Origin of the sequence: Stenotrophomonas sp. WED208, assembly GCF_040984485.1 — a bacterium.
Lineage (GTDB): Bacteria > Pseudomonadota > Gammaproteobacteria > Xanthomonadales > Xanthomonadaceae > Stenotrophomonas > Stenotrophomonas riyadhensis.
The window spans coordinates 2,804,266-2,826,356 of record NZ_JAZARB010000001.1; the positions used below are offsets into that span (position 1 = coordinate 2,804,266).

At 63.7% G+C, this 22,091-nt stretch carries 28 protein-coding genes and 1 other RNA gene; 8 read left to right on the forward strand and 21 right to left on the reverse strand.

The window, feature by feature from the left end; genetic code table 11:
* Window positions 1–23: 23 nt before the first annotated feature.
* The gene (gene grpE / locus VPH47_RS12475) at window positions 24–539 is read right to left on the reverse strand and encodes a nucleotide exchange factor GrpE (protein ID WP_032128290.1); all 516 of its coding nucleotides are present in this window, start codon (window positions 537–539) and stop codon (window positions 24–26) included.
* Between the two features lie 63 nt (window positions 540–602).
* Window positions 603–1,667 carry a heat-inducible transcriptional repressor HrcA gene (gene hrcA, locus VPH47_RS12480; protein WP_107432375.1) on the reverse strand — a complete coding sequence of 355 codons (1,065 nt, stop codon included), beginning with the start codon at window positions 1,665–1,667 and terminating at the stop codon, window positions 603–605.
* Between the two features lie 115 nt (window positions 1,668–1,782).
* Between hrcA and recN the strand changes: the two genes are divergently transcribed.
* Window positions 1,783–3,444 (forward strand): DNA repair protein RecN, encoded by a 1,662-nt coding sequence (recN, locus tag VPH47_RS12485; RefSeq protein WP_368850940.1) that lies wholly within the window; start codon window positions 1,783–1,785, stop codon window positions 3,442–3,444.
* 110 nt (window positions 3,445–3,554) lie between these two features.
* Here recN and VPH47_RS12490 read toward each other — a convergent pair whose 3' ends face one another.
* Window positions 3,555–4,472: a LysR family transcriptional regulator gene (locus tag VPH47_RS12490; protein ID WP_180847159.1), complete on the reverse strand. Its 918-nt coding sequence runs from the start codon at window positions 4,470–4,472 to the stop codon at window positions 3,555–3,557.
* A gap of 97 nt (window positions 4,473–4,569) precedes the next feature.
* Here VPH47_RS12490 and VPH47_RS12495 point away from each other — a divergent pair, with 97 nt between their 5' ends.
* On the forward strand, window positions 4,570–5,835 hold the full coding sequence (locus VPH47_RS12495; protein ID WP_368850941.1) for an SGNH/GDSL hydrolase family protein: 1,266 nt from the start codon (window positions 4,570–4,572) through the stop codon (window positions 5,833–5,835).
* Window positions 5,836–5,899: 64 nt separating this feature from the next.
* On the opposite strand, the gene fur is transcribed toward VPH47_RS12495, so the two are convergent.
* The gene (gene fur, locus VPH47_RS12500) at window positions 5,900–6,307 is read right to left on the reverse strand and encodes a ferric iron uptake transcriptional regulator (RefSeq protein ID WP_005409235.1); all 408 of its coding nucleotides are present in this window, start codon (window positions 6,305–6,307) and stop codon (window positions 5,900–5,902) included.
* A 103-nt stretch (window positions 6,308–6,410) separates the two neighbouring features.
* Here fur and VPH47_RS12505 point away from each other — a divergent pair, with 103 nt between their 5' ends.
* Window positions 6,411–6,803, forward strand: a complete 393-nt coding sequence (locus VPH47_RS12505) for an outer membrane protein assembly factor BamE (RefSeq protein WP_010484453.1) — start codon at window positions 6,411–6,413, stop codon at window positions 6,801–6,803.
* Window positions 6,804–6,839: 36 nt separating this feature from the next.
* Here VPH47_RS12505 and VPH47_RS12510 read toward each other — a convergent pair whose 3' ends face one another.
* Together VPH47_RS12510 and VPH47_RS12515 are read right to left on the reverse strand one after the other, a co-directional pair.
* Entirely contained in the window at window positions 6,840–7,097 is a 258-nt protein-coding gene (locus VPH47_RS12510; protein ID WP_368850942.1) for an RnfH family protein, read from the reverse strand.
* 3 nt (window positions 7,098–7,100) lie between these two features.
* On the reverse strand, window positions 7,101–7,526 hold the full coding sequence (locus VPH47_RS12515) for a type II toxin-antitoxin system RatA family toxin (protein WP_087922269.1): 426 nt from the start codon (window positions 7,524–7,526) through the stop codon (window positions 7,101–7,103).
* 57 nt (window positions 7,527–7,583) lie between these two features.
* On the opposite strand from VPH47_RS12515, the gene smpB reads away from it, so the two are divergent.
* A complete protein-coding gene (gene smpB / locus VPH47_RS12520) occupies window positions 7,584–8,087 on the forward strand; it encodes an SsrA-binding protein SmpB (RefSeq protein ID WP_005409231.1) in 504 nt (167 codons plus the stop codon).
* A gap of 101 nt (window positions 8,088–8,188) precedes the next feature.
* Here smpB and VPH47_RS12525 read toward each other — a convergent pair whose 3' ends face one another.
* The gene (locus VPH47_RS12525) at window positions 8,189–8,761 is read right to left on the reverse strand and encodes a hypothetical protein (protein WP_110711985.1); all 573 of its coding nucleotides are present in this window, start codon (window positions 8,759–8,761) and stop codon (window positions 8,189–8,191) included.
* Between the two features lie 219 nt (window positions 8,762–8,980).
* Between VPH47_RS12525 and ssrA the strand changes: the two genes are divergently transcribed.
* Window positions 8,981–9,334: a transfer-messenger RNA gene (gene ssrA / locus VPH47_RS12530) on the forward strand.
* 165 nt (window positions 9,335–9,499) lie between these two features.
* Entirely contained in the window at window positions 9,500–10,705 is a 1,206-nt protein-coding gene (locus VPH47_RS12535) for a tyrosine-type recombinase/integrase (protein ID WP_368850943.1), read from the forward strand.
* 3 nt (window positions 10,706–10,708) lie between these two features.
* Here VPH47_RS12535 and VPH47_RS12540 read toward each other — a convergent pair whose 3' ends face one another.
* From VPH47_RS12540 to VPH47_RS12600, 13 genes are all read right to left on the reverse strand, one after another.
* Complete coding sequence (locus tag VPH47_RS12540) at window positions 10,709–11,020, reverse strand: hypothetical protein (protein WP_368850944.1); 312 nt, start codon at window positions 11,018–11,020, stop codon at window positions 10,709–10,711.
* A 245-nt stretch (window positions 11,021–11,265) separates the two neighbouring features.
* The gene (locus VPH47_RS12545; protein ID WP_368850945.1) at window positions 11,266–11,856 is read right to left on the reverse strand and encodes a hypothetical protein; all 591 of its coding nucleotides are present in this window, start codon (window positions 11,854–11,856) and stop codon (window positions 11,266–11,268) included.
* Between the two features lie 156 nt (window positions 11,857–12,012).
* Window positions 12,013–12,627 (reverse strand): hypothetical protein, encoded by a 615-nt coding sequence (locus VPH47_RS12550; protein ID WP_368850946.1) that lies wholly within the window; start codon window positions 12,625–12,627, stop codon window positions 12,013–12,015.
* Between the two features lie 993 nt (window positions 12,628–13,620).
* The gene (locus VPH47_RS12555) at window positions 13,621–14,670 is read right to left on the reverse strand and encodes an acyltransferase family protein (RefSeq protein ID WP_368850947.1); all 1,050 of its coding nucleotides are present in this window, start codon (window positions 14,668–14,670) and stop codon (window positions 13,621–13,623) included.
* 64 nt (window positions 14,671–14,734) lie between these two features.
* Window positions 14,735–15,337: a family 16 glycoside hydrolase gene (locus tag VPH47_RS12560; RefSeq protein WP_368850948.1), complete on the reverse strand. Its 603-nt coding sequence runs from the start codon at window positions 15,335–15,337 to the stop codon at window positions 14,735–14,737.
* Window positions 15,334–15,828: a hypothetical protein gene (locus tag VPH47_RS12565; RefSeq protein ID WP_368850949.1), complete on the reverse strand. Its 495-nt coding sequence runs from the start codon at window positions 15,826–15,828 to the stop codon at window positions 15,334–15,336. Before VPH47_RS12565 ends, VPH47_RS12560 begins: the two co-directional genes overlap by 4 nt.
* Window positions 15,828–16,406, reverse strand: coding sequence for a hypothetical protein (locus VPH47_RS12570; RefSeq protein ID WP_368850950.1), 579 nt, complete (start codon window positions 16,404–16,406; stop codon window positions 15,828–15,830). The genes VPH47_RS12565 and VPH47_RS12570 overlap by 1 nt, the downstream gene beginning before the upstream one ends.
* Complete coding sequence (locus VPH47_RS12575) at window positions 16,406–16,669, reverse strand: hypothetical protein (RefSeq protein WP_368850952.1); 264 nt, start codon at window positions 16,667–16,669, stop codon at window positions 16,406–16,408. The genes VPH47_RS12570 and VPH47_RS12575 overlap by 1 nt, the downstream gene beginning before the upstream one ends.
* Window positions 16,645–17,079 carry a hypothetical protein gene (locus tag VPH47_RS12580; protein ID WP_368850953.1) on the reverse strand — a complete coding sequence of 145 codons (435 nt, stop codon included), beginning with the start codon at window positions 17,077–17,079 and terminating at the stop codon, window positions 16,645–16,647. Before VPH47_RS12580 ends, VPH47_RS12575 begins: the two co-directional genes overlap by 25 nt.
* Window positions 17,066–17,308: a hypothetical protein gene (locus tag VPH47_RS12585; protein WP_368850954.1), complete on the reverse strand. Its 243-nt coding sequence runs from the start codon at window positions 17,306–17,308 to the stop codon at window positions 17,066–17,068. Before VPH47_RS12585 ends, VPH47_RS12580 begins: the two co-directional genes overlap by 14 nt.
* Window positions 17,305–17,622, reverse strand: a complete 318-nt coding sequence (locus tag VPH47_RS12590; RefSeq protein ID WP_005412901.1) for a hypothetical protein — start codon at window positions 17,620–17,622, stop codon at window positions 17,305–17,307. The genes VPH47_RS12585 and VPH47_RS12590 overlap by 4 nt, the downstream gene beginning before the upstream one ends.
* Complete coding sequence (locus VPH47_RS12595) at window positions 17,619–18,110, reverse strand: glycoside hydrolase family 104 protein (protein WP_368850955.1); 492 nt, start codon at window positions 18,108–18,110, stop codon at window positions 17,619–17,621. Before VPH47_RS12595 ends, VPH47_RS12590 begins: the two co-directional genes overlap by 4 nt.
* A 289-nt stretch (window positions 18,111–18,399) precedes the next feature.
* Window positions 18,400–19,446 (reverse strand): hypothetical protein, encoded by a 1,047-nt coding sequence (locus tag VPH47_RS12600; RefSeq protein ID WP_368850956.1) that lies wholly within the window; start codon window positions 19,444–19,446, stop codon window positions 18,400–18,402.
* A gap of 166 nt (window positions 19,447–19,612) precedes the next feature.
* Here VPH47_RS12600 and VPH47_RS12605 point away from each other — a divergent pair, with 166 nt between their 5' ends.
* Window positions 19,613–20,083, forward strand: coding sequence for a hypothetical protein (locus tag VPH47_RS12605; protein ID WP_368850957.1), 471 nt, complete (start codon window positions 19,613–19,615; stop codon window positions 20,081–20,083).
* A gap of 173 nt (window positions 20,084–20,256) precedes the next feature.
* The gene (locus VPH47_RS12610; protein WP_368850958.1) at window positions 20,257–20,439 is read left to right on the forward strand and encodes a hypothetical protein; all 183 of its coding nucleotides are present in this window, start codon (window positions 20,257–20,259) and stop codon (window positions 20,437–20,439) included.
* 515 nt (window positions 20,440–20,954) lie between these two features.
* Here the strand turns inward: VPH47_RS12610 and VPH47_RS12615 are convergent.
* Window positions 20,955–22,046 (reverse strand): DnaB-like helicase C-terminal domain-containing protein, encoded by a 1,092-nt coding sequence (locus VPH47_RS12615; RefSeq protein WP_368851587.1) that lies wholly within the window; start codon window positions 22,044–22,046, stop codon window positions 20,955–20,957.
* Between the last annotated feature and the right edge of the window lie 45 nt (window positions 22,047–22,091).

Consider the following 22,091-nt stretch of genomic DNA (forward strand, 5'->3'; position numbering starts at 1 on the left):
CGGGCATCGCCCGGCCCGGCCGATCAATCGGCGGCCACCACCACCAGCGCCGGCCGCAGCAGGCGCTCGTTGAGCAGGTAGCCCTTCTGGAACACGGTCACCACGCTGCCCGGGGCGGCGCCCGGGGTCGGCACCTGGCTGATCGCCTGGTGGTGTTCCGGGTTGAACGGCTGGCCGATCGGGTCCAGCAGGACCAGGCCATTGTCGGCGGCGACCTTCAGCAGCTGCTTGTAGGTCAGCTCCAGGCCTTCGCGCAGCGGATGCGGGTCGTCGCCCGCGGCCTTCAGGCCGGCATCCAGGCTGTCGAACACCGGCAGCAGCTCGCCCAGCAGCTTCTCGTTGGCGAACTTGCGGGCCTGCTCGATGTCACGGGCAACGCGCTTGCGCTGGTTCTCGAGGTCGGCGCGCTCACGCAGCGCATCGGCCTTGATCTGCTCGACTTCGGCGCGCAGGCGCTCCACTTCGTCGTTGACGCCGGCGGCGGCGGCCGCATCGGCGGCAGTCTGCTGGGATTCGATATCTGGATGTTCGTGGTTCATGTCTGGGTCCCTGGCGGTCAATCTCCGCCTCCACCCCCCCTAGTGTGGGCGGGATGCTGCGTTTCAAGCGTCGGATGTTCCGGGAGTGCGCCCGGCCGGTGAAAAGGCCGCGCCGAGCACATCGGCGGTGGCCTGGACCAGCGGAATCATGCGGTCGTAGGCCATCCGCTTGGGGCCGATCACGCCCAGCACGCCCAGTACCTGGCCATTGGCGGTATAGGGGGCGGTGACCAGCGAGACCCCCTGCAGCGGCATCATCCCGGTCTCTTCGCCGATGAAGATGCGCACGCCCGGGGCCTGGATGGTCCGCTCCAGCAGCTGCAGGATCTCGCGCTTGCTGGAGAACAGCTCGAACAGCTCGCGCAGGCGCTCCAGGTCGGACAGGTCCTGTACCCCCATCAGGCGGGTCTGGCCGGCCACCAGCATATCGTCAGCGGCCGGCTGCAGGGCCTGCTCGGCCAGTTCGATGCTGTGTGCCAGCAGCTGCTCCAGCTCGGAACGGGCATCACGCAGCTCCAGCAGCAGACGGGTGCGGATCTCGGCCATCGGCAGGCCGGCGAAATGGGCATTGAGGTAGTTGGCGACCTGCTCCAGCTGGCCCGGCGCGAACTCCTGGCGGGTCTCGATGACGCGGTTCTGCACCTCGTTGTCGGCAAACACCAGGATCGCCAGCACCCGGCGCCCGTCCAGCGCCACGAAATCGATCTGGCGGAACGCGAACTGCTCGCGCCGCGGCGCGCTGACCACGCCGACGAAATGGCTCATCGCCGACAGCAGCTCCGAGGCGCTGCCGAGCAGGGCCTGGGTGCTGCCGCCACTGGCCAGTTCCTGGCGCAACCGGGCCAGCTCGCCCTCGCCCGGCGGCTGCATCTGCAGCAGGCTGTCGACGAACACCCGATAGCCATGCGCGGTCGGGATGCGCCCGGCCGAGGTGTGCGGCGAGGCCAGCAGCCCCAGGTCCTCCAGGTCGCCGAGGATGTTGCGGATGGTGGCCGGGCTGACCTCCAGGCCGGCCACGCGCGCCAGCGTCTGCGAGCCGACCGGCTCACCGTCCTGGATGTAACGCGCAATCAGCGTGCGCAGCAGATGGCGCGCACGCGGGGCAAGCTGGTCGGGAGAACCGTGCATGGAATCAACCTGTGAGACACGGACACTAGATAATGGCGGCGCATCACCTTGGCAAGTCATTGGACCTCCCTCGCCCGCGTGCTAGCGTTGCGCGGCTGCTGATACCCCCTTACCCATGCTCAGACATCTTTCGATCAAGGATTTCGCCGTCGTCCGCGCCACCGAACTGGAGTTCGGGCCAGGCATGACCGTGGTTTCAGGCGAGACCGGCGCCGGCAAGTCGCTGATGGTCGACGCGCTGGGCTTCCTGTCCGGCCTGCGCGCCGACAGCGGCGTGGTCCGCCATGGCGCCGCGCGCGCCGAGCTTTCCGCCGAATTCGCGCTGGACCAGCTGCAGGCCGCGCGCCAGTGGCTGGCCGACAACGAGCTGGACGACGAGGAACAGTGCCAGCTGCGCCGCGTGATCCGCGCCGATGGCGGTTCGCGGGCGTGGATCAATGGCCGCCCGGTGACCCTGGCCCAGCTGGGCGACCTGGCCTCGCTGCTGGTGGAGATCCACGGCCAGCACGAACAGCAGGCCCTGCTGGCACGGCCGTCGCAGCTGGCCCTGCTGGATGCTTATGCCGGCAACGAGAACGAGCGCCGCCAGGTGCGTCGCGCCGCTGCGGCCTGGCAGGCTCTGGTCGATGAATCGCTGGCGCTGTCGCAACAGGGCGACGTGAGTGACCGGATCGGCTTCCTGGAACACCAGCTGCGCGAACTGGACCGCGAAGACCTGGAGCCGGAGTCGATCGTCGCACTCGGTGCCAGCCACCGCCGCCAGGCCCACGCCAGCGCCCTGCTGAGCGCCTGCCAGGCGGCCAGCAACCAGCTCAATGGCGATGACGGCAGTTCCGCGCTGGACCTGCTGCAACAGGTGCGCCATGAGCTGTCGCGCCTGATCGAACACGACCCGCGCCTGGGCGAGGTGGACGGCCTGATCGAGAATGCCTCGATCCAGCTGCACGAAGCCCTGTCGCTGCTGGACCGGGTGCACGACGACCTTGATGCCGACCCGGAGCAGTTCGAGGAGAACGAGCGTCGCCTCGGCCGTCTGCACGACCTGGCCCGCAAGCACCGCGTGCCGATGGACGAGCTGGGCGCGCAGCGCGAGCGCATGCATGCCGAAGTGGAACAGCTGCGCGGCGCCGACGAACGCTTGCAGCGCCTGGCCGGCGAGATCGACAAGGCCGCCGCCGCCTGGCGCGTACAGGCCGAGGTGCTGACCGCCAGCCGTCGCAGCGCCGCTGCCGAACTGTCGGCCACCACCACCGGCATCATCGCCGAGCTCGGCATGGGCGGCGGCCAGTTCCTGATCGAGCTGGAACCGCAGGACGCCGGCAAGCCCGACCCGCAGGGTGCCGAACGGGTGGAGTTCCTGGTGGCGGCCAACGCCGGCCAGCCGCCGCGCGCCCTGCGCAAGGTCGCCTCGGGCGGCGAACTGTCGCGCATCTCGCTGGCCATCGAAGTGGCCGCGCTGGACCTGGATGCAGTACCGACCATGGTGTTCGACGAAGTCGACTCCGGCATCGGCGGCGCGGTGGCTGACATCGTCGGCCAGAAGCTGCGCGCCCTTGGCGAGAAGCGCCAGGTGCTGTGCGTGACCCACCTGCCGCAGGTCGCCTCCAAGGGCCATGCCCACTACCGGGTCAGCAAGGCGCCGGTGGACGGCATGACCCAGAGCGCAGTGGAGAAGCTGGACAGCAAGGCACGCGAGGAAGAACTGGCGCGCATGCTCGGCGGCGTGGAAGTAAGCAAGGAAGCGCGCGCCGCCGCTCGCAAGCTGCTGCAGGTCTGACACCGCCCGAGCCGAGCATGGGCCCGGCTTCCGCGCGGTAGTGCCGGCCGCTGGCCGGCAACCCGATGCGGGTCGGCGAAGATCGTGAGGTTGCCGGCCAGCGGCCGGCACTACCCCCGTGGCTGCGTCAGATCGACGTTCTCCACCAGGAAATCGAGGAAGGCGCGCACCCGCAGCGGCAGATAGCCACCCTGTCCCAGGAACACCGCGTGCACCTCTTCCAGGTCACCGGGGTTGGCCTCCTCCAGCACCGGCAACAGGCGTCCGGCAGCGATGTCCTCCTGCACCTGGTAGGTCGCCAGCCGCGCCATGCCCAGCCCGCCCAGCACCAGCTGGCGCAGCGCGTTGCCGTTGCTGGCGCGGGCATTGCCACTGGGCAGCAACATGCGTTCGCGACCGTCCTGCAACAGCGGCCAGCCCTGCATCGCCCGTGCATGGCCGATGTCCAGACGGTTGTGCGACTGCAGCTCCTCGGCGTTGCGTGGCAGGCCGTGCCGCTGCGCATAGGCCGGCGCGGCCACGATCATCATCCGCGTCGCGCCCAGCCGTCGCGCCACCAGGCTGGAGCTCTTCAGCGGGCCGGCCCGCACCGCCACATCGGTGCGCTGCTCAAGCAGGTCGATCACCTCGTCGTTCAAGGTCAGATCCACCCCCACCTGCGGATTGCGCTCCAGGAATGCCGGCAGCAGCGGCAACAGGAAATGCTGGCCGAACGGCACGTTGGAGTTGACCCGCAGCCGCCCGCGCGGCTCGGCATGGGCGCTGGCGCAACGCTCGGCCTCTTCCAGGTCGGCCAGCACGCGCAGGCCGCGCTCGTAGAACGCGCAGCCTTCCGGGGTCAGCTGCAGCTGGCGGGTGGAGCGTTGCAGCAGGCGCGTACCCAGCCGCTGCTCCAGCCGGGCCACCAGCTTGCTCACCGCTGACGGCGTCATGTCCAGGGTGCGTGCGGCGGCGGAGAAGCCACCGGTCTCGATCACCCGCACGAACACTTCCAGTTCGCCGGATCGGTTGATGTCGGGTCGCGCCATGGCGATGAATCCAGTTCACAGATGATTATCCATGCGCAGTCTAGTTCACAGATGGACGGAGAATCACCATGGCCTTCCCTCCTCCCGGGATTGCCCGATGAACCGCTTCAGCCAGCTCACCGCGACCACCTTGATCGCCCTGTCCAGCGCAGCCAGCGCCGCCCCGGCCCCGCACTGGGTCGCCAGCTGGCAGGCCAGCCCGCAACCGGTCTGGGGCGCCGAATTCCTGCTCCCGACCCTGGTCCCGGCCACGCTGCAGGACCAGACGTTCCGGCAGACCGCTCGCATCAGCCTGGGCGGGCCCCGGCTGCGGGTGCGGCTGAGCAATGCCTACGGCACCCAGCCACTGCGGATCGGGGCGGCCAGCGTGGCCGCACACGCCGGTGCCACCCCGCAGCCGCTCAGCTTCGACGGCCAGACCGGCGTATCGATCGAGCCCGGTCAGGAACGGCTGAGCGATCCGCTGCCACTGGCCACGGAAGACCGCCAGGCGTTGCAGGTCAGTGTCTTTGTGCCGGGGCCGACGCCACTGCAGACCTTCCATTGGGAGGGCCGCCAGACCAGTTGGATCGCCGGCGCTGACCAGACCCGGGCACGCGACCTGCAGGGGGCCAGTTCCACTACCACCCGCCTGTTGCTGACCGGGATCGAGGTCGAGGCCGCCCACAGCGCACGCAGCGTGGTGGTGATCGGCGACTCGATTACCGATGGCGCCACCGCCAGCCTCGATCAGGACCAGCGCTGGACCGACCACCTGGCCGTACGCCTGGCTCCGCGCGGTGTAGCCGTGGTCAACGCCGGCATCTCCGGCAACCGCCTGCTGCGCGACGGCATGGGCGAGTCGGTTCTGGCCCGCTTGCAGCGCGATGGGCTGGATCAGCCCGGCGTGGCCAGTGTGATCGTGCTGATCGGCATCAACGACATCAGCTGGCCCGGCACCGCCTTTGCCCGCGCGCAACCCCGGCCCAGCCTGGCCGAGCTGCAGACCGGCAATCGCGCCCTGGCCGAACTGGCCCATCGGCGGGGTCTACGCATCCTGGGTGCCACCCTGACGCCGTTCGCTGGCGCCCTGCCCGGCACGCCGCTGGACGACTACTACCAGCCGGAGAAGGAAGCACTGCGCCAACAGCTCAATGCCTGGCTACGCAGCGACAGCCCATTCGATGCGGTGATCGACCTGGATGCGGCGCTGCGTGACCCGTCCGACCCGTCACGGATGGCTGCCGCCTACGATTCAGGCGACCACCTGCACCCGGGCGATGCGGGCAACCGGGCGATGGCCGAGGCGGTGGATCTGGAGGTGTTGCTGGGTGCATCCGAAACCCCTGGGGTCAGAGCCCTTTCCCAGGGGAAAGGGCTCTGACCCCGCCCAATGAAAAACCCCGGGCAAGCCCGGGGTTTCGTCGCATCCAGCTGGCTGGAACGGCTTACTTGCGCTTCTTGCGCACGTACAGCACCAGCGAATGTTCTTCCAGCTCGTAGCCGTGGTCGGCCGCGATCTTGCGCTGCAGCTCTTCGATCTCGTGGCTTTCGAACTCGATGATCTTGCCGCTGTCCACGTCGACCATGTGGTCGTGGTGGCCGCCACGGTCCAGCTCGTAGACGGCCTGGCCGCCTTCGAAATTGTGCTTGAGCACGAGGCCGGCGGCCTCAAACTGGGTCAGCACCCGGTACACCGTGGCCAAGCCGATCTCGTCGCCGTGCTCCAGCAGCTGGCGGTAGATGTCTTCGGCGGTCATGTGGTGCTGGGCATTGCGCTGCTCGAGCAGCGCCAGGATCCGCATCCGCGGATGGGTCACCTTCAGGCCGACTTTACGCAGGTCGTGGGTTTCCATAGGTCTCCGTTCATTGGCGATTTAGCGCCAGCTGCCTCGGATTGGGTCGCGGTGGCACGCCGGGAGTGTATCATCGGTTTGATTTCCCCAACCGCCAGTCCCGATGCGCAATCTCCTGTTGGTCGCCGCCGTCGCCCTGTCCACCACCGGGTGCGGCATCATCTACAAGCAACCCATCTATCAGGGCAACCTGATCCGGGAAGATGCCGTGGCCAAGCTGCAGGTCGGGCAGAGCAAGCAGCAGGTCACTGCGCTGCTGGGCACCCCGTCCATTCCAGACCCGTTCCACGCCCAGCGCTGGGACTACACCTCCAGCCAGCGCGTGAACCGCCTGGGCCGTACCGAGGTGAAGAACTTCACCGTGTTCTTCGACAATGACAACGTGACCCGCTGGGAAGGCGATTACTTCCCGGGCAACGACAAGGCCCTGGCCCAGCAGACCGTGCGCCAGTTCGGCCGCAACCTGCCGAAGGACAAGAAGAAGAAGGGCCGCTGAGGCCCCCTGCCCGTCCTCGCGGACGGGTCGCGGGAATCAACCGCCGAGCGCGCGTCGCCGGCGGTTATCCTTGGGGTCGGCCAGCAACGGGCGTAGCAGTTCGATACGGTCGCCATCCAACAAGGCCTGCTGCGGACGTGCCAATACGCCATGCACGGCCGCCGCCGGGCAGTCGGCAGTGCCGTCCAGCGCGGCAGCAGCAATGGCATCGGCCACGGTCGCGCCCTCGTCCAGCTGCAACCGGCACGACAGCACCCGCTGCGGCCAGGCCAGCACCACCTCGACCTCGATCATCGCTCAGGCCTCGTCGGCGACGCGGACGAAATCATTGACCATTCGATCGGCCAATCCCTGGAAGCCGATCGCCAGGGCCGGACCGAGCAGGCGCGAGCTGGGTTCGAATTCCAGGGTGAGGGTGACCTTGCAGGCATCTTCGGCCAGCGCATGGAATTCCCAGCGACCGTGCAACTGCTTGAACGGGCCATCGCGCAGCTGCATATCGATGCTGTGCGGGCGCTGCAGGGTGTTCTCGGTCTGGAACCAGGTGCTGAACGAACCCAGGCCCAGGTCCAGGCGCGCCACCAGGCGGTCCTCGCCCTGCTCCAGGATCTGGGCAGCCGAGCACCAGCGGAAGCGGCGCGGATAGGCCTGGACGTCGTTGACCAGGTCGAACATGCGCGCGGCCGAATGTTCGACCAGGGCGCTGCGGCGGATAGTAGGCATGAATACAGGACGTTTCGGCAATCGACCGGGCGGGCCCGAATCGGAGACAATACGGAAATGAGCAAGAACAGCGGCAAGGATAAAGCAAAGAGCGCGACGGCCAACAAAACCATCGCGTTGAACAAGCGTGCCCGCCACGAGTACCACATCGAAGAGCGCTTCGAGGCCGGCCTGGCCCTGCAGGGCTGGGAGGTGAAGTCGATCCGTGCTGGCCGCGGCAACATCATCGACGCCTACGCCTATGTGAAGCACGGCGAGATCTTCCTGATCGGCGCGCAGATCACCCCGTTGATCCAGGCCTCGACCCATGTGGTGGCCAATGACCGGCGCGAGCGCAAACTGCTGCTGCACCGGAGCGAGATCGACAAGCTGGTCGGCAAGGTCGAGCGCGATGGCTATACGATCGTGCCGACGGCGATGTACTGGAGCAAGAACAAGATCAAGCTCGAAGTCGCGCTGGCCAAGGGCAAGCAGACCCACGACAAGCGCGATGCCGCCAAGGACCGCGACTGGGCGATCGAGAAACAGCGTGTGATGCGTCGCGGGAACCGCGACGCATAAGGCGGCTGCACACGACCATGTAGAGTCGAGCCATGCTCGACTGCTTTGCGGTATTTGTAGAGCGCCAAAGTCGAGCATGGCTCGACGCTACAAAAGGCAGGTCACCCCGCCAGTACGCCCTGCCTGCGCATCCGCGGCGCCAGCGCCGCGTGCATCACTGCCAGGTGCATCACCACCGCCAGTTCCGGCGCATAACGGTCATCGCCCGCCCGCCACTTCCGGGCCAGTTCGGCCGCATCAGCCGGCAGCAGCGCCAGCAACTGGGCGTCATCCAGCGAATCCGCCGCGCCCTGCAGCTGTCGGGCCATCTGCCGCGACTGCCACACGTGCACACCGATACTGAGACTGGCCAGCGACATCAGGACCACGGCCAATCCGTGCTCGAACCACTGCGACAGCACTTCCGGCCCCCATAGCAGGGCCGCCAGCACCGCCAGACCCGGCAGGCGCCACCCCAGCCAATGGATGCGGCCGCGCTGAGACCAATGCACCACCACCGCGCTGGCCACCAACGCGGCGGCGGCGGTGGCCGGCAGCTCGGTCAGCCACGTGGCCGCCAGCAGCACCGCCAGCACCGCCCAGACCCAGCCGGGCGGCAGCGCACGCCGCTGGTAGTCGGCACCGACCGGCCCGATCAGCTGTCGCAGGCTGCGTTGTTGGCTTGCATCGGTCACCCACAGTCTCCGTGTCTGTCCTGGCCCGGATGGTCGTCGCCAGTGTGTCGCAAATTCGTGCCAATGACGTTACCAATCCGCTATGGCGGTGGCTCTACGACTTACTGCGGATTGCCGGGGTGACTGTTCAGCTGTTTTACCGTAGCATTGCAACCGTTGGGCAGGCCCCGACCGTGGCGACACGGGAATGGCCCTGTACCTTGCAGCGCTGTAGAAACCGGGGGTGCATTGGTTTCGACGGGGGTTGTGAAGTCGCCTGGCGCATGCCGAGGGGGTAGCTTTCCTCGTAAATCCAGCTGCAAAACTCTAGTTGCCAACGACGACAACTACGCTCTGGCCGCTTAAGGCCTAAGCCTCGAAACCGCTTGTGTCCATGCTCGCGGTGTAGAGTCACTATCATGGAATCGCGCTGGGTGGCTGCCTGTCAGTCCGGCACTAGAACACAACAGGCTGGTTCCCGGATGCGCTTTGCGCACCGTGCTGTTCGGGGACGAGATCCAACGGTGAGCTAAGCATGTAGTGCTGGGGATGGAGTGCCTTCGGACGGCGGTTCAATTCCGCCCACCTCCACCAACGAACGGTTCGTCAAGGACCGGAGAAGCCCGGAAACCCCCGCATCACAAGGGTTTCCGGGCTTTTTTATTGTCCGCAGCAGACCGGGGCAATCCGTTTCAATCCATGAGACGGTGGGGGTATATCAAGGGGTATCCGACCGCACCCACTGAAGCGATACCCCCAATGCCACTGACCGACGCAGCCATCAGGCGCGCCAAGCCCAGCGACAAGCCGCAGAAGATCACCGACGGTGGCGGCCTGTACCTCTATCTCACCCCGACCGGAGCGCGCAGCTGGCGCTGGAAGTACCGCATCGCCGGCAAGGAGAAGCTGCTGTCGATCGGCCTTTACCCGGATGTCTCCTTGGCTCGAGCTCGCGAGGCCCGCGACGAAGCCCGCCGACTGCTGGCCAGAGGGGTCGACCCGGGTGCGCAGAAGAAGGCTGCCGCCCTCGCCCACTCCGCCCTCGGCTCGGACAGCTTCGAGACCATCGCCAATGAGTGGCTGGCCACACGCCCCTGGGTGCCCAACTATGCGGAGAAGGTCGAAGCCTGGATGAAGAACGACGTGTTCCCGTGGGTCGGGTCGCGCTCCGTGGGTGAACTCAGCGCGCCGGACTTCCTCCGGGTGGCCCGGCGCATTGAGGACCGCGGCGCGATCGAATCCGCGCACCGGATCATGCAGAACTGCGGCCAGATCATGCGGTACGCCGTGGCCACCGGCCGGGCCGAGCGAAATCCGGTTGCCGACCTGAAGGGAGCGCTTGCGCCGCCGAAGGAGGCCCACCATGCCGCGATTACCGACCCCGTGCAGCTGGGTGGCCTGCTGCGCTCCATCGAGGCATACAGCGGGTCTGCCATCACCCGCTCTGCGCTGCGGCTGGCACCGCTGGTGTTCTTGCGTCCTGGCGAACTGCGGCATGCGGAATGGGACGAATTCGACCTCGACGCTGGCGTGTGGACCATCCCCGCCAGCAAGATGAAGATGCGTGCTGCACACCTGGTGCCGCTGTCCAAGCAGGCGCTGCAGATCTTGGAGGACATCAAGCCGATCACCAGGCGGCACAAGTGGGTGTTCTCTGGCGCCCGCGATCCCAAACGCCCGATGTCGGAGAACGCCGTAACCGCAGCGCTGCGCAACATGGGTTACGACCGCACGATGATGACCGGCCACGGCTTCCGCGCGACCGCTCGCACCATTCTGGATGAGGTCCTGCACTTCCGCCCGGACATCATCGAGCACCAGCTGGCGCACGCGGTGAAGGATCCCAACGGCCGGGCGTACAACCGCACATCGCACCTGCAGGAGCGGGTGCGGATGATGCAGGTCTGGGCCGATTACCTCGATGGACTACGCGATGGCAATGTGGTGAAGCTGCGGGCCGGATGACGCCTACACACCCTGCCGTAGCTGCTGCAGCCCCGCCCTCATCCACGCCTTGCGGGCGTCCTTCGGGCGGGGCTTGGTCTCCTTCGGCGGTCGGCGCGGCTCCAGCGCTTCCTTGATCCGCTCGATCTCCTTCGCGCCAGCCTCGGCAAGGCGCCGGGCCTGTTGCTGCTGCTCACGGGTCGGCGGCAGACCCGGCAGTGGCGGCGGCTGGATCGGGGTGCTGTCGGTCAGCCGGGCGACGGCCTCACGAAGGGGCAAATCGGGATACAGCCTGGCGGCGCACCAGCGTTCGGCGTAGCGCTTGCCCTGAGACACGCTGGCGGCAAAAACCTTCTTGGTCTCGAAGATCTTTCGCGCATCCAGGTGAAGCCGGACACCGCGGCCGGGCGCCGGAGTGATATTGGCGACTGAGCGCCCGTTCTACCACAGATCCCAACGCTCCCCGGTCTGGACCCAGCCAGACGGGATCGGTGCGGTGCGGAAGCCTTGGTAGGTAGAGGAGATCATGGCCGGAAGGATACGGCCGGCCGTCGCAGTAGCTGCGACAGGTATCCTAACGGTTAAGGATCGCTCGGTTTAACCTCACTATCTTTCGGTTTTGCCTGGCTCGACATCCAACTTCCGTCCCTTCCGAGCAACTTGACGGCACGCTTGATCGCTTTGTTGCCGCGGGAATCTATCGCATCGAGCAATCCGATCATCTCCTTGTAGAGCTTTGCTGCACGCTCAGGCTGGTTCTCCTCGACCAGGCACCTGGGGTCACCAAAATCATGTTCGAACAAGCGATCCAGATCAGCTTTCAACCCGTCAACCGCCATGACGAATGCTGAAACATGGCCGATCAGTTCCCCGTCACCCAACGTACCTTGCGCCAGCGCCACACGGCAGGACGGGATCGTATCCTTGGGTAAATGGATCGTGACACGTAGCACCTCACCATTCAAAGCGTCCTCATAGCAGGATTCAATGTCTTCTCGCCATTCCCTCGCTCGCACGATCTCCAAGGCCGCAGTGATCTCGGCCCCGACAGAAAACGCAGCAGCACGGCGCACTCGACGGTTCTTGAGCGTCTCCTGCCCGGTTGTTGCGGCAAAAGTGATCAAACCGCCTACCAGCGTTGAAATGATGACTTTCCAGTCCATCCAGTCCATGCATCCTCCCTTGTAACGGCGGATGCTCCCATATACGGCCCGTCAACAACAGTACAGAGCACGCCAGGAGTGGCCTACACGCCCCCGGCACGGTCTGCAGGGCTGCCATCCGGCCATGTGCGGCCGATTCGTCCAGCCCACCACTAGCCCAGATCGTCAGATCGGCCCTAGGTCCTTCACGACCGCCTGGCCCTGCTGCAGGAACCCGATCAGCAGACGCCCGCCAGCGACCTGCCGGCCCATCTGCTCGTTGAGGTAGTTTGCCTGGAGACGTCCCGCCGCCATCAAGTCGACCTGCAGCATGCTCGGCGCCACGCCCTTGAGTGGATCACCTGGTGACGCGAACTGGCCGCCGATCGGCTGCACTGAAGTGGCCTGCCGGCTGTCGCTCTTGGCGTAGGCCGTGGCCATCATCCTGCCGCTTCTGGGCGACCAGCCGCCCAGGACAATCTCGGTCCCCAGCTGTTCGATAGGCAGGTCAGCCTCTACGGCCGCCTTCTCATAGTTCAACCACAGTTGGTCCATTACAGGCCCCATCTCGGCAGAAAGCTGCTCGATGGAGAAGTCGGCCCGGAAGCTCGCCTGCAGAGCCAGCTCGTAGATCTTCAGGAAGAACTGGGCCCCGCCCCTCGTAGCCAGCAGCACGTTGTGCTGAGGTATCAGGAGCACCTTTGCACCAGCAGAGTAAGCGCCTGTCAGCGCATCCTCCGCGAGCGTATCCACTGCAACGACAAGCTGGTCACGGCTGATCAGTACGTTGAGGATGCTCATACGGCACGTCCATTGGCCAGCCATGACTATGGCCGGAGCCCTAACCACTGTCCACTGAAGCTGAGCCTGCGGCGCCATTCAAAGACTTCCAATTAAGTCTCCGAGATGGGGTCTATGTGCCCCATTTCGAGCTGTCTCCTATTAATCGCAGCGAAGAAATGAAGCGTCATACCGGCGACACAGGACCCGTAGTCATTTCTAGAGTCGAACAATCCACGCATGAATGTTGAGCACTCTACAATATGCGCCTGAGATATTGGCTTTTTGCGAATCGCAACGTCACGGGCATTTTCGATGAGCTTGTCTGCGCTATGCGGAGACAGAACCAGCTTCCTAAAATCCATTTCCATATTGACATCAGCCAGAACCTGAACATATCCATGCACGTCCGGAGGCAGGTCGCCGATCGCCTTGTTTATCCTTGCGCGCTCGGGGTCGTTCCAAGTCTCATGCTTACACTTACTACCGAATGGAGTTGTATGCCCTATCGAAGACAGCGACATAAATATCCCGCGGAGTATCCCTGGAGAATTTGACTGTGTTCCTGACATCGCAAGATCCTCTCGTGTGTTCGACGTATGATCTAGCTGAATCCCGGCCACGGTGCCTCGGAAAAGAGCAGTCCGGATTCGCTCGCTCTTTCAATGGTGTCACCTACACGCGTCACGGACCCAGCGCATTAGACGCTCGCGGCTACGGGAACGGCTATTACACCCTTGGGCCCAACCTTGATGTTCTGCGTGAATCACACTCACTGAAGGGGATTTGTCCGACCTGTACAACTTCTGGCTAGACCCGCCCGCAGATTCTCCCAGCTGCATCGGGCACACAGGCGACTTTCTGTCTCATCAGCTAGGCATCTGGTCTTGAGGGGATGCACCACATCGGCCAGTAGGGAAGCCGGCGATGGAAGCCTACCGGGTCAGCCGCGCGGTGAACACGCCGCGGAACAACCGCGAGGACCTGGTGCAGCAGGTTGCCTAGCCATTCCCCTTAAGCCTTGACCAGACGCATCGCAATTCTTGTACGAAGTGCTGAAGTAAGCGGGCGCTCCAGAACCACGTAGCAGATCACGCCAAACACCACTGCCACCGAAGTGGCCAGCAGGATTGCAACGTCCGGCGACGCCGGGGCCCACGCGTCCCAGCCTTGATCAAGGAGCAACAGGGCCACGAACGAGAACAGGTAGATGGAATAGGAGCTGTCCCCGAGGAAGACCAGTGGCCGGCCCGCCACCGAAGTCGCGTTCTTCCTGAACACGGCCGACGCGATCAGCAGCGCCGCTGGGATCCCCCACTGCCGCACTCGATCCCAGGACAGGCTGGCGTCCAAGGTTTGCGGCGCCTCGCTGATGGATCCGAACCCATACATCGCGGTGGAAAGCAGCAGAACTGTACCGGCGACGAACAGCGCTGACGTGGCCCACGCAGGTAGCTCCGGCCGACGTCGATATACCCACCCGATGACCACGCCCAGCAGGAACTCGATGATGATCGGGTTTCCAATGATGTTCATGGGTTGGTGGAAGCCAGACACCCCCGCCACAAGAATGGTCGCCGAGCCGATGATCAGCACCCGCTCGGGCATCGGTCGCTTGGATCGCCAGCACATCGCGCCAGCAAGCATCAGGTAGAAGACGGCCTCAAACATGAGGCTCCATCCCAGTGGATGGGTGGGCATGCCTGCTGGAAGCCCAGGGACCTGAAGGAACACAACCGACCAGCCCAGCGTCGCCAAGGATCTGGCCGCGGGATCCACGGCGAACACCACCACCGTGGCGATCAGATAAAGGGGCCAGATCCTGACAAGACGGGCAAGCAGGAACTGCGTCACGGACCTGGAACGCTCAGCCGTCAGCGAGACGATGAAGCCGCTGATGACGAAGAACACATCCACGCCGACAGCGCCGAAGTTCTCGAGCGCTCCCCAACTAACCTGGAATGCATCGATCTGCCGCTTCGCGACAAGGTCGATGGCATGCGCCCACACGACCAGGATCGCGGCGATCGCCCGCATCATCTGAAGGTTCTGCAGCTTCTCCATGCCCTGCCCTGACGCCCATCCCCGGCACAGGATACCCCCGGTCCGCCCGGGTCGGGGAAACCCTTTACGCCGTCTTGATGACCAAGTTGCGGAAGGTCATTGTATTCGCGGCAGTGACATTGTTCTTGAAGCGGTTGAAGCCCAGCTTGGAAGCTGTGTTCATATAGGTGGTACTTCTGTAGTCGATTGCCAGAACTCCGTCTACCCACACGCGATGTCTATCGCCTTTGATCAGGACGTGTGCACGGCGAACTGTTCCGACAGGGACCGTCGGAATGCTGCCAGAAGCGACTGCCGTGTAGACACCACTTGCAGTTCCTCGACCCAACACTACCTGAGCAGTTTCTGCCGCTACCAAGTACCCGTAAGTATCATTGGGATCAAGCCACTGACCGTTTCTATAGATCAGACCACCGTTAATTCCGTTTTCGGGCGCCAAGAAGTAGTACTCGGCTTCGAAATCCTTCAGCTCGATCATTTCATCGAACCGGACCCGAACGGCGTTGCTACTGGCGGTTCCGCTCAGCGTGAGACCTGCAGCTGTCGAAACGAAAGAGACTGTAGGACCGAATCCGGTCAGACCTGCAACACTTCCATCAGTGAAAGAGCGATTGAACACAATCGCCCCTCCTCGAACGCGCCCGCCCGCAACGACACCAGGGATCACGGCGCTGCCTCCAGACTTCCAGCCAGTACCCACTCATCCGTACCACGCTTGATCAGCACAGCCGTAGCCCACTGTTTACGCAGCTTCAGGGTTTCATCGGTGCGAACGGTGACGCCAGCACCCTGCACTATTGTGGTTTGACCTGCGCCGCGCTGGTGGACGTTGATCACGGTACCGATCTCAAATGCGATGGCGCCGTTCGGAGGCACAGTGAGTGTGTTCGCTGTTGCAACGTCCATCTCCACCAGCGCGTCACGCCCGGACAGAGCATCAGTCAGGGCCAACGTTGCGCTCGCAGTCTTGGTGACGATGGCCAACCGTGTAGATGCTCCGGACGTGACGTCATGCCATGAAGATCCGTCCCATGTACTTATTACCCCGGTGTCTGTCGAATACCAGAGCCCTACTGCCTCCGGATGCAGCGTAAGCGTGGCGGGCCGGGCCGAGGCCAGCCCCTTTCCAAGGTAGTCGGCAAGGCGGCCGCTGGCCATCAGGAGATCTCCGTGTAGATGAGGTTGCCATCGTCGGCGATGAGGAAAATCGGCTGGCCGGCCACGATTTCGCCGGTGACCACTGGCAGGACGCCGCCGCCGCCGGAAGCGGAGACGATCGGGCGCCGCGGATCGGTAGTGTCGACGGTGATGTTCGCGCCGGGCCTGACCTGTTGAACTGCTGAATCCGCCAAGTCAAGTGACGCGAGCGCATCGTCGGTGAGGCCGATCACCGGATTACCCGCCTCTCCGTCGCCATTCGTGACTGCAACTGAGCCACCAGGCTGTAGCGTCCGCAGCGTCCACTCACCGTCGCCGCGCCGGACCGCGAATCCCTTGCCGACCAGCGCCGCGATCTTGACCAGGTTGGCAGGCACCTCCCGGATCAGCTTCCAGACGGTCACCCGGTTGGCATTGGGATCGGTGGACGTGGCCGAGTTGATGACCTGGTCCGGGCGCAGCACCGTCCCGTCAGGGCCAAGCAGGTCGACGCCTACCTGAGCACCCTTTGTCGCCCCCTCCTCCACAGTGGTGAAGGAGCGCGGGTTCTGGTGTAGTGGGACGCGTTGCTTTGCCATTACCGCCCCAGTGCGCGGATCTCGCCCATGCGCGTGTCGCAGTCCTGCAGCACGATCAGGTTGGCGTTGTAGGCGGCCACGACTGCCTCCACCGTGCGCGACTCAGCGCGCTTTGCTGGGCACGGCTTGGTCAGGCGATCATCGACCGGGACCAGCTTCTCCACGGTCACATGGACCTTCTCGGGCAGCTTCGGCCGCTCGGGCTGGTGCGCGCAGCCGACAAGAAGCATGGCGGCGATCAGAGCAAAGGAATTGAGCTGCACAGCTCCATCTCCAGTTGGGACCGGCATGCCGGCGTGGTCTTGGCGGCCTGCAGCGCCTTCTCGGCCGCAGTGGCCCGGCGCTGGCCTTCTGCCGCTACCGCTTCAGCCCGGCTCGCTGCTGCTGCAGATGCCTTGCGCGCCGCCTCCGCTGCGTCGATCGATGCCTGGGTCTGCCGGTTGACCTCCTGCAGCAGCTGGCCGGCGGCATTGGCTGCGCGCAGGTTCTCGGCCGCCTCAGCGCGTGCGCCGTCGAGCTGCCGCTGCACCGCGCCGATCTGCTCCCGGTCGGATGCAGCCTGGCGATCCTCGCCACGCTGGCAGCCGGCCACGTACAAGCCACCGGCCAGCAGGCACCACAGGCCAAGGCGGATCAGCTTCGCGTAGGGAGCCAGAGGGTCAGGGATCAGCATGGCGCGTCGCCCTCGCCTTCTGCTTGAAGCTGGTGGCCACCGGAACCAGAAACGCCGACCCCACTGCCAGCACTCCCATGCCGATCAGCGCCCACTCGGGGAACGCGTTCTGGGCGCGCTCGGGCATCAGTGCATAGGCGCCAAGCCCGGCCGTCGCAGCAGCGGAGAGGATCGCCAGCCAAGTGCTGGCACGGCCGGCCACGCCCTGCCAGTTGAATCGGTCCTTCACTTAAGCCCCCTGAGCTGCTTCAGCTCCTTGATGTCCTGCTTGTTCTGCTCGACCTGTACGGCCTGTTTGGCCAGTTCCAGCTTCAGCGCCGGCACATCGGCCAGCTGCGTGTTGAAGGTCTGCAGCTGCTGCTGCACGGTCGCCATCTGCTGGTTGGTCACCTGCTGCTGGGTCAGCACTGCCTGCATGGAGCTGATCAGCCAGTAGCCGCCGGCGATCATGAAGCTGGCGAAGGCGCCAACGATCCATTTCTCGACCGGACCGAGCGAAATGCGGGTGCGGCCATCCTGGCTCGGCTGGGCTTCCATGCTCATGCGCTCCCGCCCACTTTGCCGCCGGCCTTCTGGTAGACAGCGCGCAGCTTCTCCAGGCTCTGCTCGTGCTGCCCGTATCCGGCCCCCGGCAGGCTGGCCCACTCCTTCGAACAGAGGGCCACGGCCTTGTCGAACTGGCCGGCCTTGACCGAATCCAGCGCCCTACGACCGCGAATCAACTCGATGCACGCCTTGTCCTGGCTGAGGGGGCCGAAGTCAGGCAGCCGGAGTTGCCGCTGCAGGTTGCCCCACGTGCGCGACAGGAACTGGTAGCGGCCGGCCGCGGTGGACGCCAGCTTCGAGTTCAGCCGGACGAGCTTGGCCGGATGCTTGCTGAGGTCGGCGAACAGGCCGCCGCCCACCAGCACGTCATAGCCGTTCTGCTTCGTGGGCTGGCGCCCGTTGTCCGTTCCTTCTGCCCACGCGATCGTGTCAAGAAAGGCCACGACATTCCGGCCACCGGCCTCTTCCGCTGTGATGTGCGCCATACAGCCGCCCCCGTGTGTGATGGGGCCATGCTGCCGCTGCGGCTAATAGCTTCAACGGATACAGAAAGCCCCGCAAAAGCGGGGCCAGGTTCGAATCGTACGCTCCGTTTCCTACCGCGTCTTCGACACAACGACTCGGCCATTGCTGGCAGAGACGAAGAAGGTGCTCTTCTTCGGTTCAGCCGAGACCTTCTTGCTGGCGACTTGGCCATTGGAGGTTGGCGCGACAATCCTGGCGGGCCTTTCACCATGCGTCGAAGGGGCCTTCTGCGCAGCGCAGTTCAGTGCGTTATGCATCATGGTTGTATCCGACATGTTGGTGGATGATTTCTGGCTCATTGAGGAATGCAAATGGCATGCCACGGCGCATCAACCCTATCCGCGTTCTGCCACCCACCGTTGGGATACCCATCGCAAACTTCTGCACTGCCGACTCTGCGTTAACCAATGTAGAGACCAGGTCAACAGCGGATTGGACTGGCAAGTTGGCCCAGTCAAAGAATGGGCTCCCCTCTAGCCAAGGAAGCTCAGCGGGTACCACTTCCTGAATTGTAGCCTCGAAAGGTTCCGGGATCTCCACGCCTTGGTCTCTGAGCTGAGCGAGAACAGATTCAACAACACTAGCCCGATGAGCCTCCAAGCTCGCGATGACGCTACGATTGACAGCCCAACGCGTCGTCGGGTTCGATCCATTAACAAGACTTGCAATGGAGTCTGCCTGCCCTGCCCATGCTGCGCTGCAGTGGGGGAATGCGTCAAACAACTCGGTTGCCGAATTGGATGCGACGCTCACTCGAATAACCTTAACGTATTCATCATCACGCCCGTACCCTGCGATCAAAAATTGGAGATCGTCAAGAGTTTGGCGCACGGCTGGATCGACTTCGTCATAACCAACTGCCAGCTCCCATTGAGGCCTAACAAACTCAAGGAACTCACTGACGACATCAGTGATTGATGCGTACCCATTTGGATTCGCCCGGCAACGCCTACGGAACCGATCGGCAATCTCTGCGATCACTACACCATTGAGCGTGCCCAGGCCGGATGTAGTCGCCGCCACGGAGCACTCAATATTGTTTGAGTCTGGATCTTCGTGAAGGATGAACATCTTCTGGACGCCGCCCATGATGTTCGTCGGCGTGAGTTGCAGCTTGCTTTCATCGTAGGCGAGCAGTAGTCGACCCTGCGCGTCGAACATCAGATCACCATCCGCATCGCGCGCCAAAGCATCCGCCGTTCGGAATGGGAAAAATGCCCTTTCAACAATGCTGGACAACGAGTCGCAGCCTAGAACGACGCCGTGGTACGTCGCCACTACAACATTTGTGGTCATCCTTTCCCCCTGTGCGCTGCCTAGGGGACTGCCCCCTAGGGCCGGCGACGCCAGCTGGCCGATACTATCGCCCTCTTCATTGCCAGGCCATATGCCCGAAGTCGCCTACCTCTGGTGCTAGGATGCGCCAGGCCCTGGATTGGCCGGGGCTACCAAGGAGATGGTGATGCATCTGCCAATTGATGCTTTTGAACAGACCCACTCGTTGTCCATCAGCCATGGGGACTTGGTCATCCATGAAGGCAACATCGCGTTGGGCGTAACGATCGATGACAAGTTTGAGAAGACCGACTATCTGCTATTTCTGAACGGGCCGAACGCATTCGATCTCTTTGAGATTGAGGAGCGCTATATGGTCTGCAGATTGAGCAAGAACTATTCGTGCTCGATCATCGTAGAGGGGCTTCCTATCCCCTTCGACAAGACGTCTGCCAAGAGAGGATCTGTCGTCTACGCGGGCGGCGCACCTGGCATCGCTCAAATCGCCGGACCCAATATCCAGATCTACACACTGCAAGGTCGCTCGGCCGCCCCGCCAAGGGATGAATTGGGCGTTGAATTCCACAACTGGCACTTGTGGATGACCGACAAGAGCGGAAAGCTAATCGGCGACCCGCTCGTTTCAGTAAGTATCTAAGTCCCCAGGAGAACGGTTCTTGATATCAGTTCAGGCTGACCTCGTACGCGGCCTGGACCGGATCACGCGTTACCCTTTCGCGGGCTCAATTGATAACGCAAACCGGCCGCATGGGCGGCCGGTGCTACTAACCAGCCTGGTCGCCAATTGATCGGGCCACTCAGGAGATGATGATGTCAGGACAAATTACGCAAGCAGTGGCAGCCCTTGCCGAAAAGATCTTCACCGAGGCCGTGGCTGTGGAGATTGCTGGAACCGAGGTCAACCAGTCATACGAGAACATCGCAGAGCATGCTTTCAAAGCAGCCATTGCCTTCGGAGAGACCGGCAAGCGCCTGGCCAACAAACGGCTTTGAATAGTGAGGGGGCCGGGTTGCGGACCCCTCTTCATGCCGCCTGCCTAGCCTTGGGACACTCCACCCCAAGCCATCCAGCCAGAAACTCGCCGAACGCTTCCGAATAAGTCGTGGCATGGCGGACCAGCGCAAACAAGTAGCAGGCCTCCCGCTGCGAATCAGGAAGCGCTTCGATCTCTTCCAGGCACTCGAAGCAGATCTGATAGTGGAACGAGCCGGCGGGGGTGGACCTCTGCCCCCGAATGGCCTCGCGCCGGTGCCACGATGCTGGCCTACTGCAGCAGTCGCAGTGCCCGTGGTGCGCCGGAAAGTTGACAGACAGTGCCTGTCCTGTAGCCTGCTGCATGGAAGCCTCCTCCAGATGTTTCCGACTGAAGCCCCGGGGTTGCCGCCCTGGGGCTTCTCCTTTTCGATTGGGGGACGTGAAGCTCGCCCCACGGAACCAACATACACGACCACCTATCCTCACCAAAATTAGGCAAGTTCTTAGGTGGGACACGGAGCTGCCCACGGGATCACGCAGCTGCCCCGTGCAGACGGCCCAGTATCAGGTCCATCAGATTGCCGAAACTCGAAACGTAGTAGTGAGGCTGTGTTTCGCGGGGATTCTCGGGAGAAGTGAGGTTCTTCCCGTACTGCAGGCCCGCATCGGTCAAGGTCCAATACTTCTTGATCCGACTACCGCTCGATGGGCGCTCGCGCTGCTCAAGGACTCCGATAGATTTCAGCAGCTGATTGGCCTTCTGAGCACTCATAGAGGAGCCAACCATCTTCAGGAGACTGCTCATGGGCAGTGTCGGCTCACTGCTGCCGGCGGCACCAGCGGGCGCATCAACTGCATAGCTCGGCAGCAGGTCCTGATGACCAACCTTTCCGCCGAGCCGCTGGTACATCCCCAAGGTCACGGATGGCGCAAGGCGCAAGACCTTGGTCAGGCCGTACTTGTTGGTCTGCGCGTAGTAGGTGACGTAGCGGTCCGGCAGCTTTTCCGGCTTGCGCTTCTTCATCCAGTTGCCCTTCACCGGGCGGAAGGTGATGAAGTTGCGGTTGAGCAGGTAGCAGCGCTTGGTCCAGGGATAGGTGATCGCGCCGAGCTTGGCGTCCAGCAGCTCGAAGGTCGGATCCCAGATCAGCTCGATACCGCGGTAGAACACTGCAGTGACCGAGGCGTCCAGGCCGGTGCCACCGTTGGCGCCGACGATGATCTGCCGGTTGATCTCGATCTTTGCCTCGGCCTTGTAGGCGTTGAGGAACGCCTGGCCGCAGCGGATGTAGACCTCGTCCCGGTACAGCATCAGGATCTGGTCGGCCTCGCGGGTCAGCTCGTCGCTGTTGGCCAGATCGCCGGCGGTCGGACGCTTGTCGCCTACCCGCTGGTCGACGCCTTTCACCACCTGCGCTAACGAGATGACTGGGATCTGCAGGTCACGGGCGAGGTTCTTCATGCCGCGAGCGACCTGTGAAACCTCGGTCGTCCGGTCCGCGCGCGGCACGGTGATACGTTGTGCGTAGTCGATGAACAGACAGCCGATGCCGTGGGTGAGACAGGCCCTTCTCTTTTCGGTAGGTGGGTATGTCCATGCCGCAAAGATAAGTGCCGCTGATATTCACGTCAATAGTGGCGCTACTGGCAAAGTATGAACGCATTAATT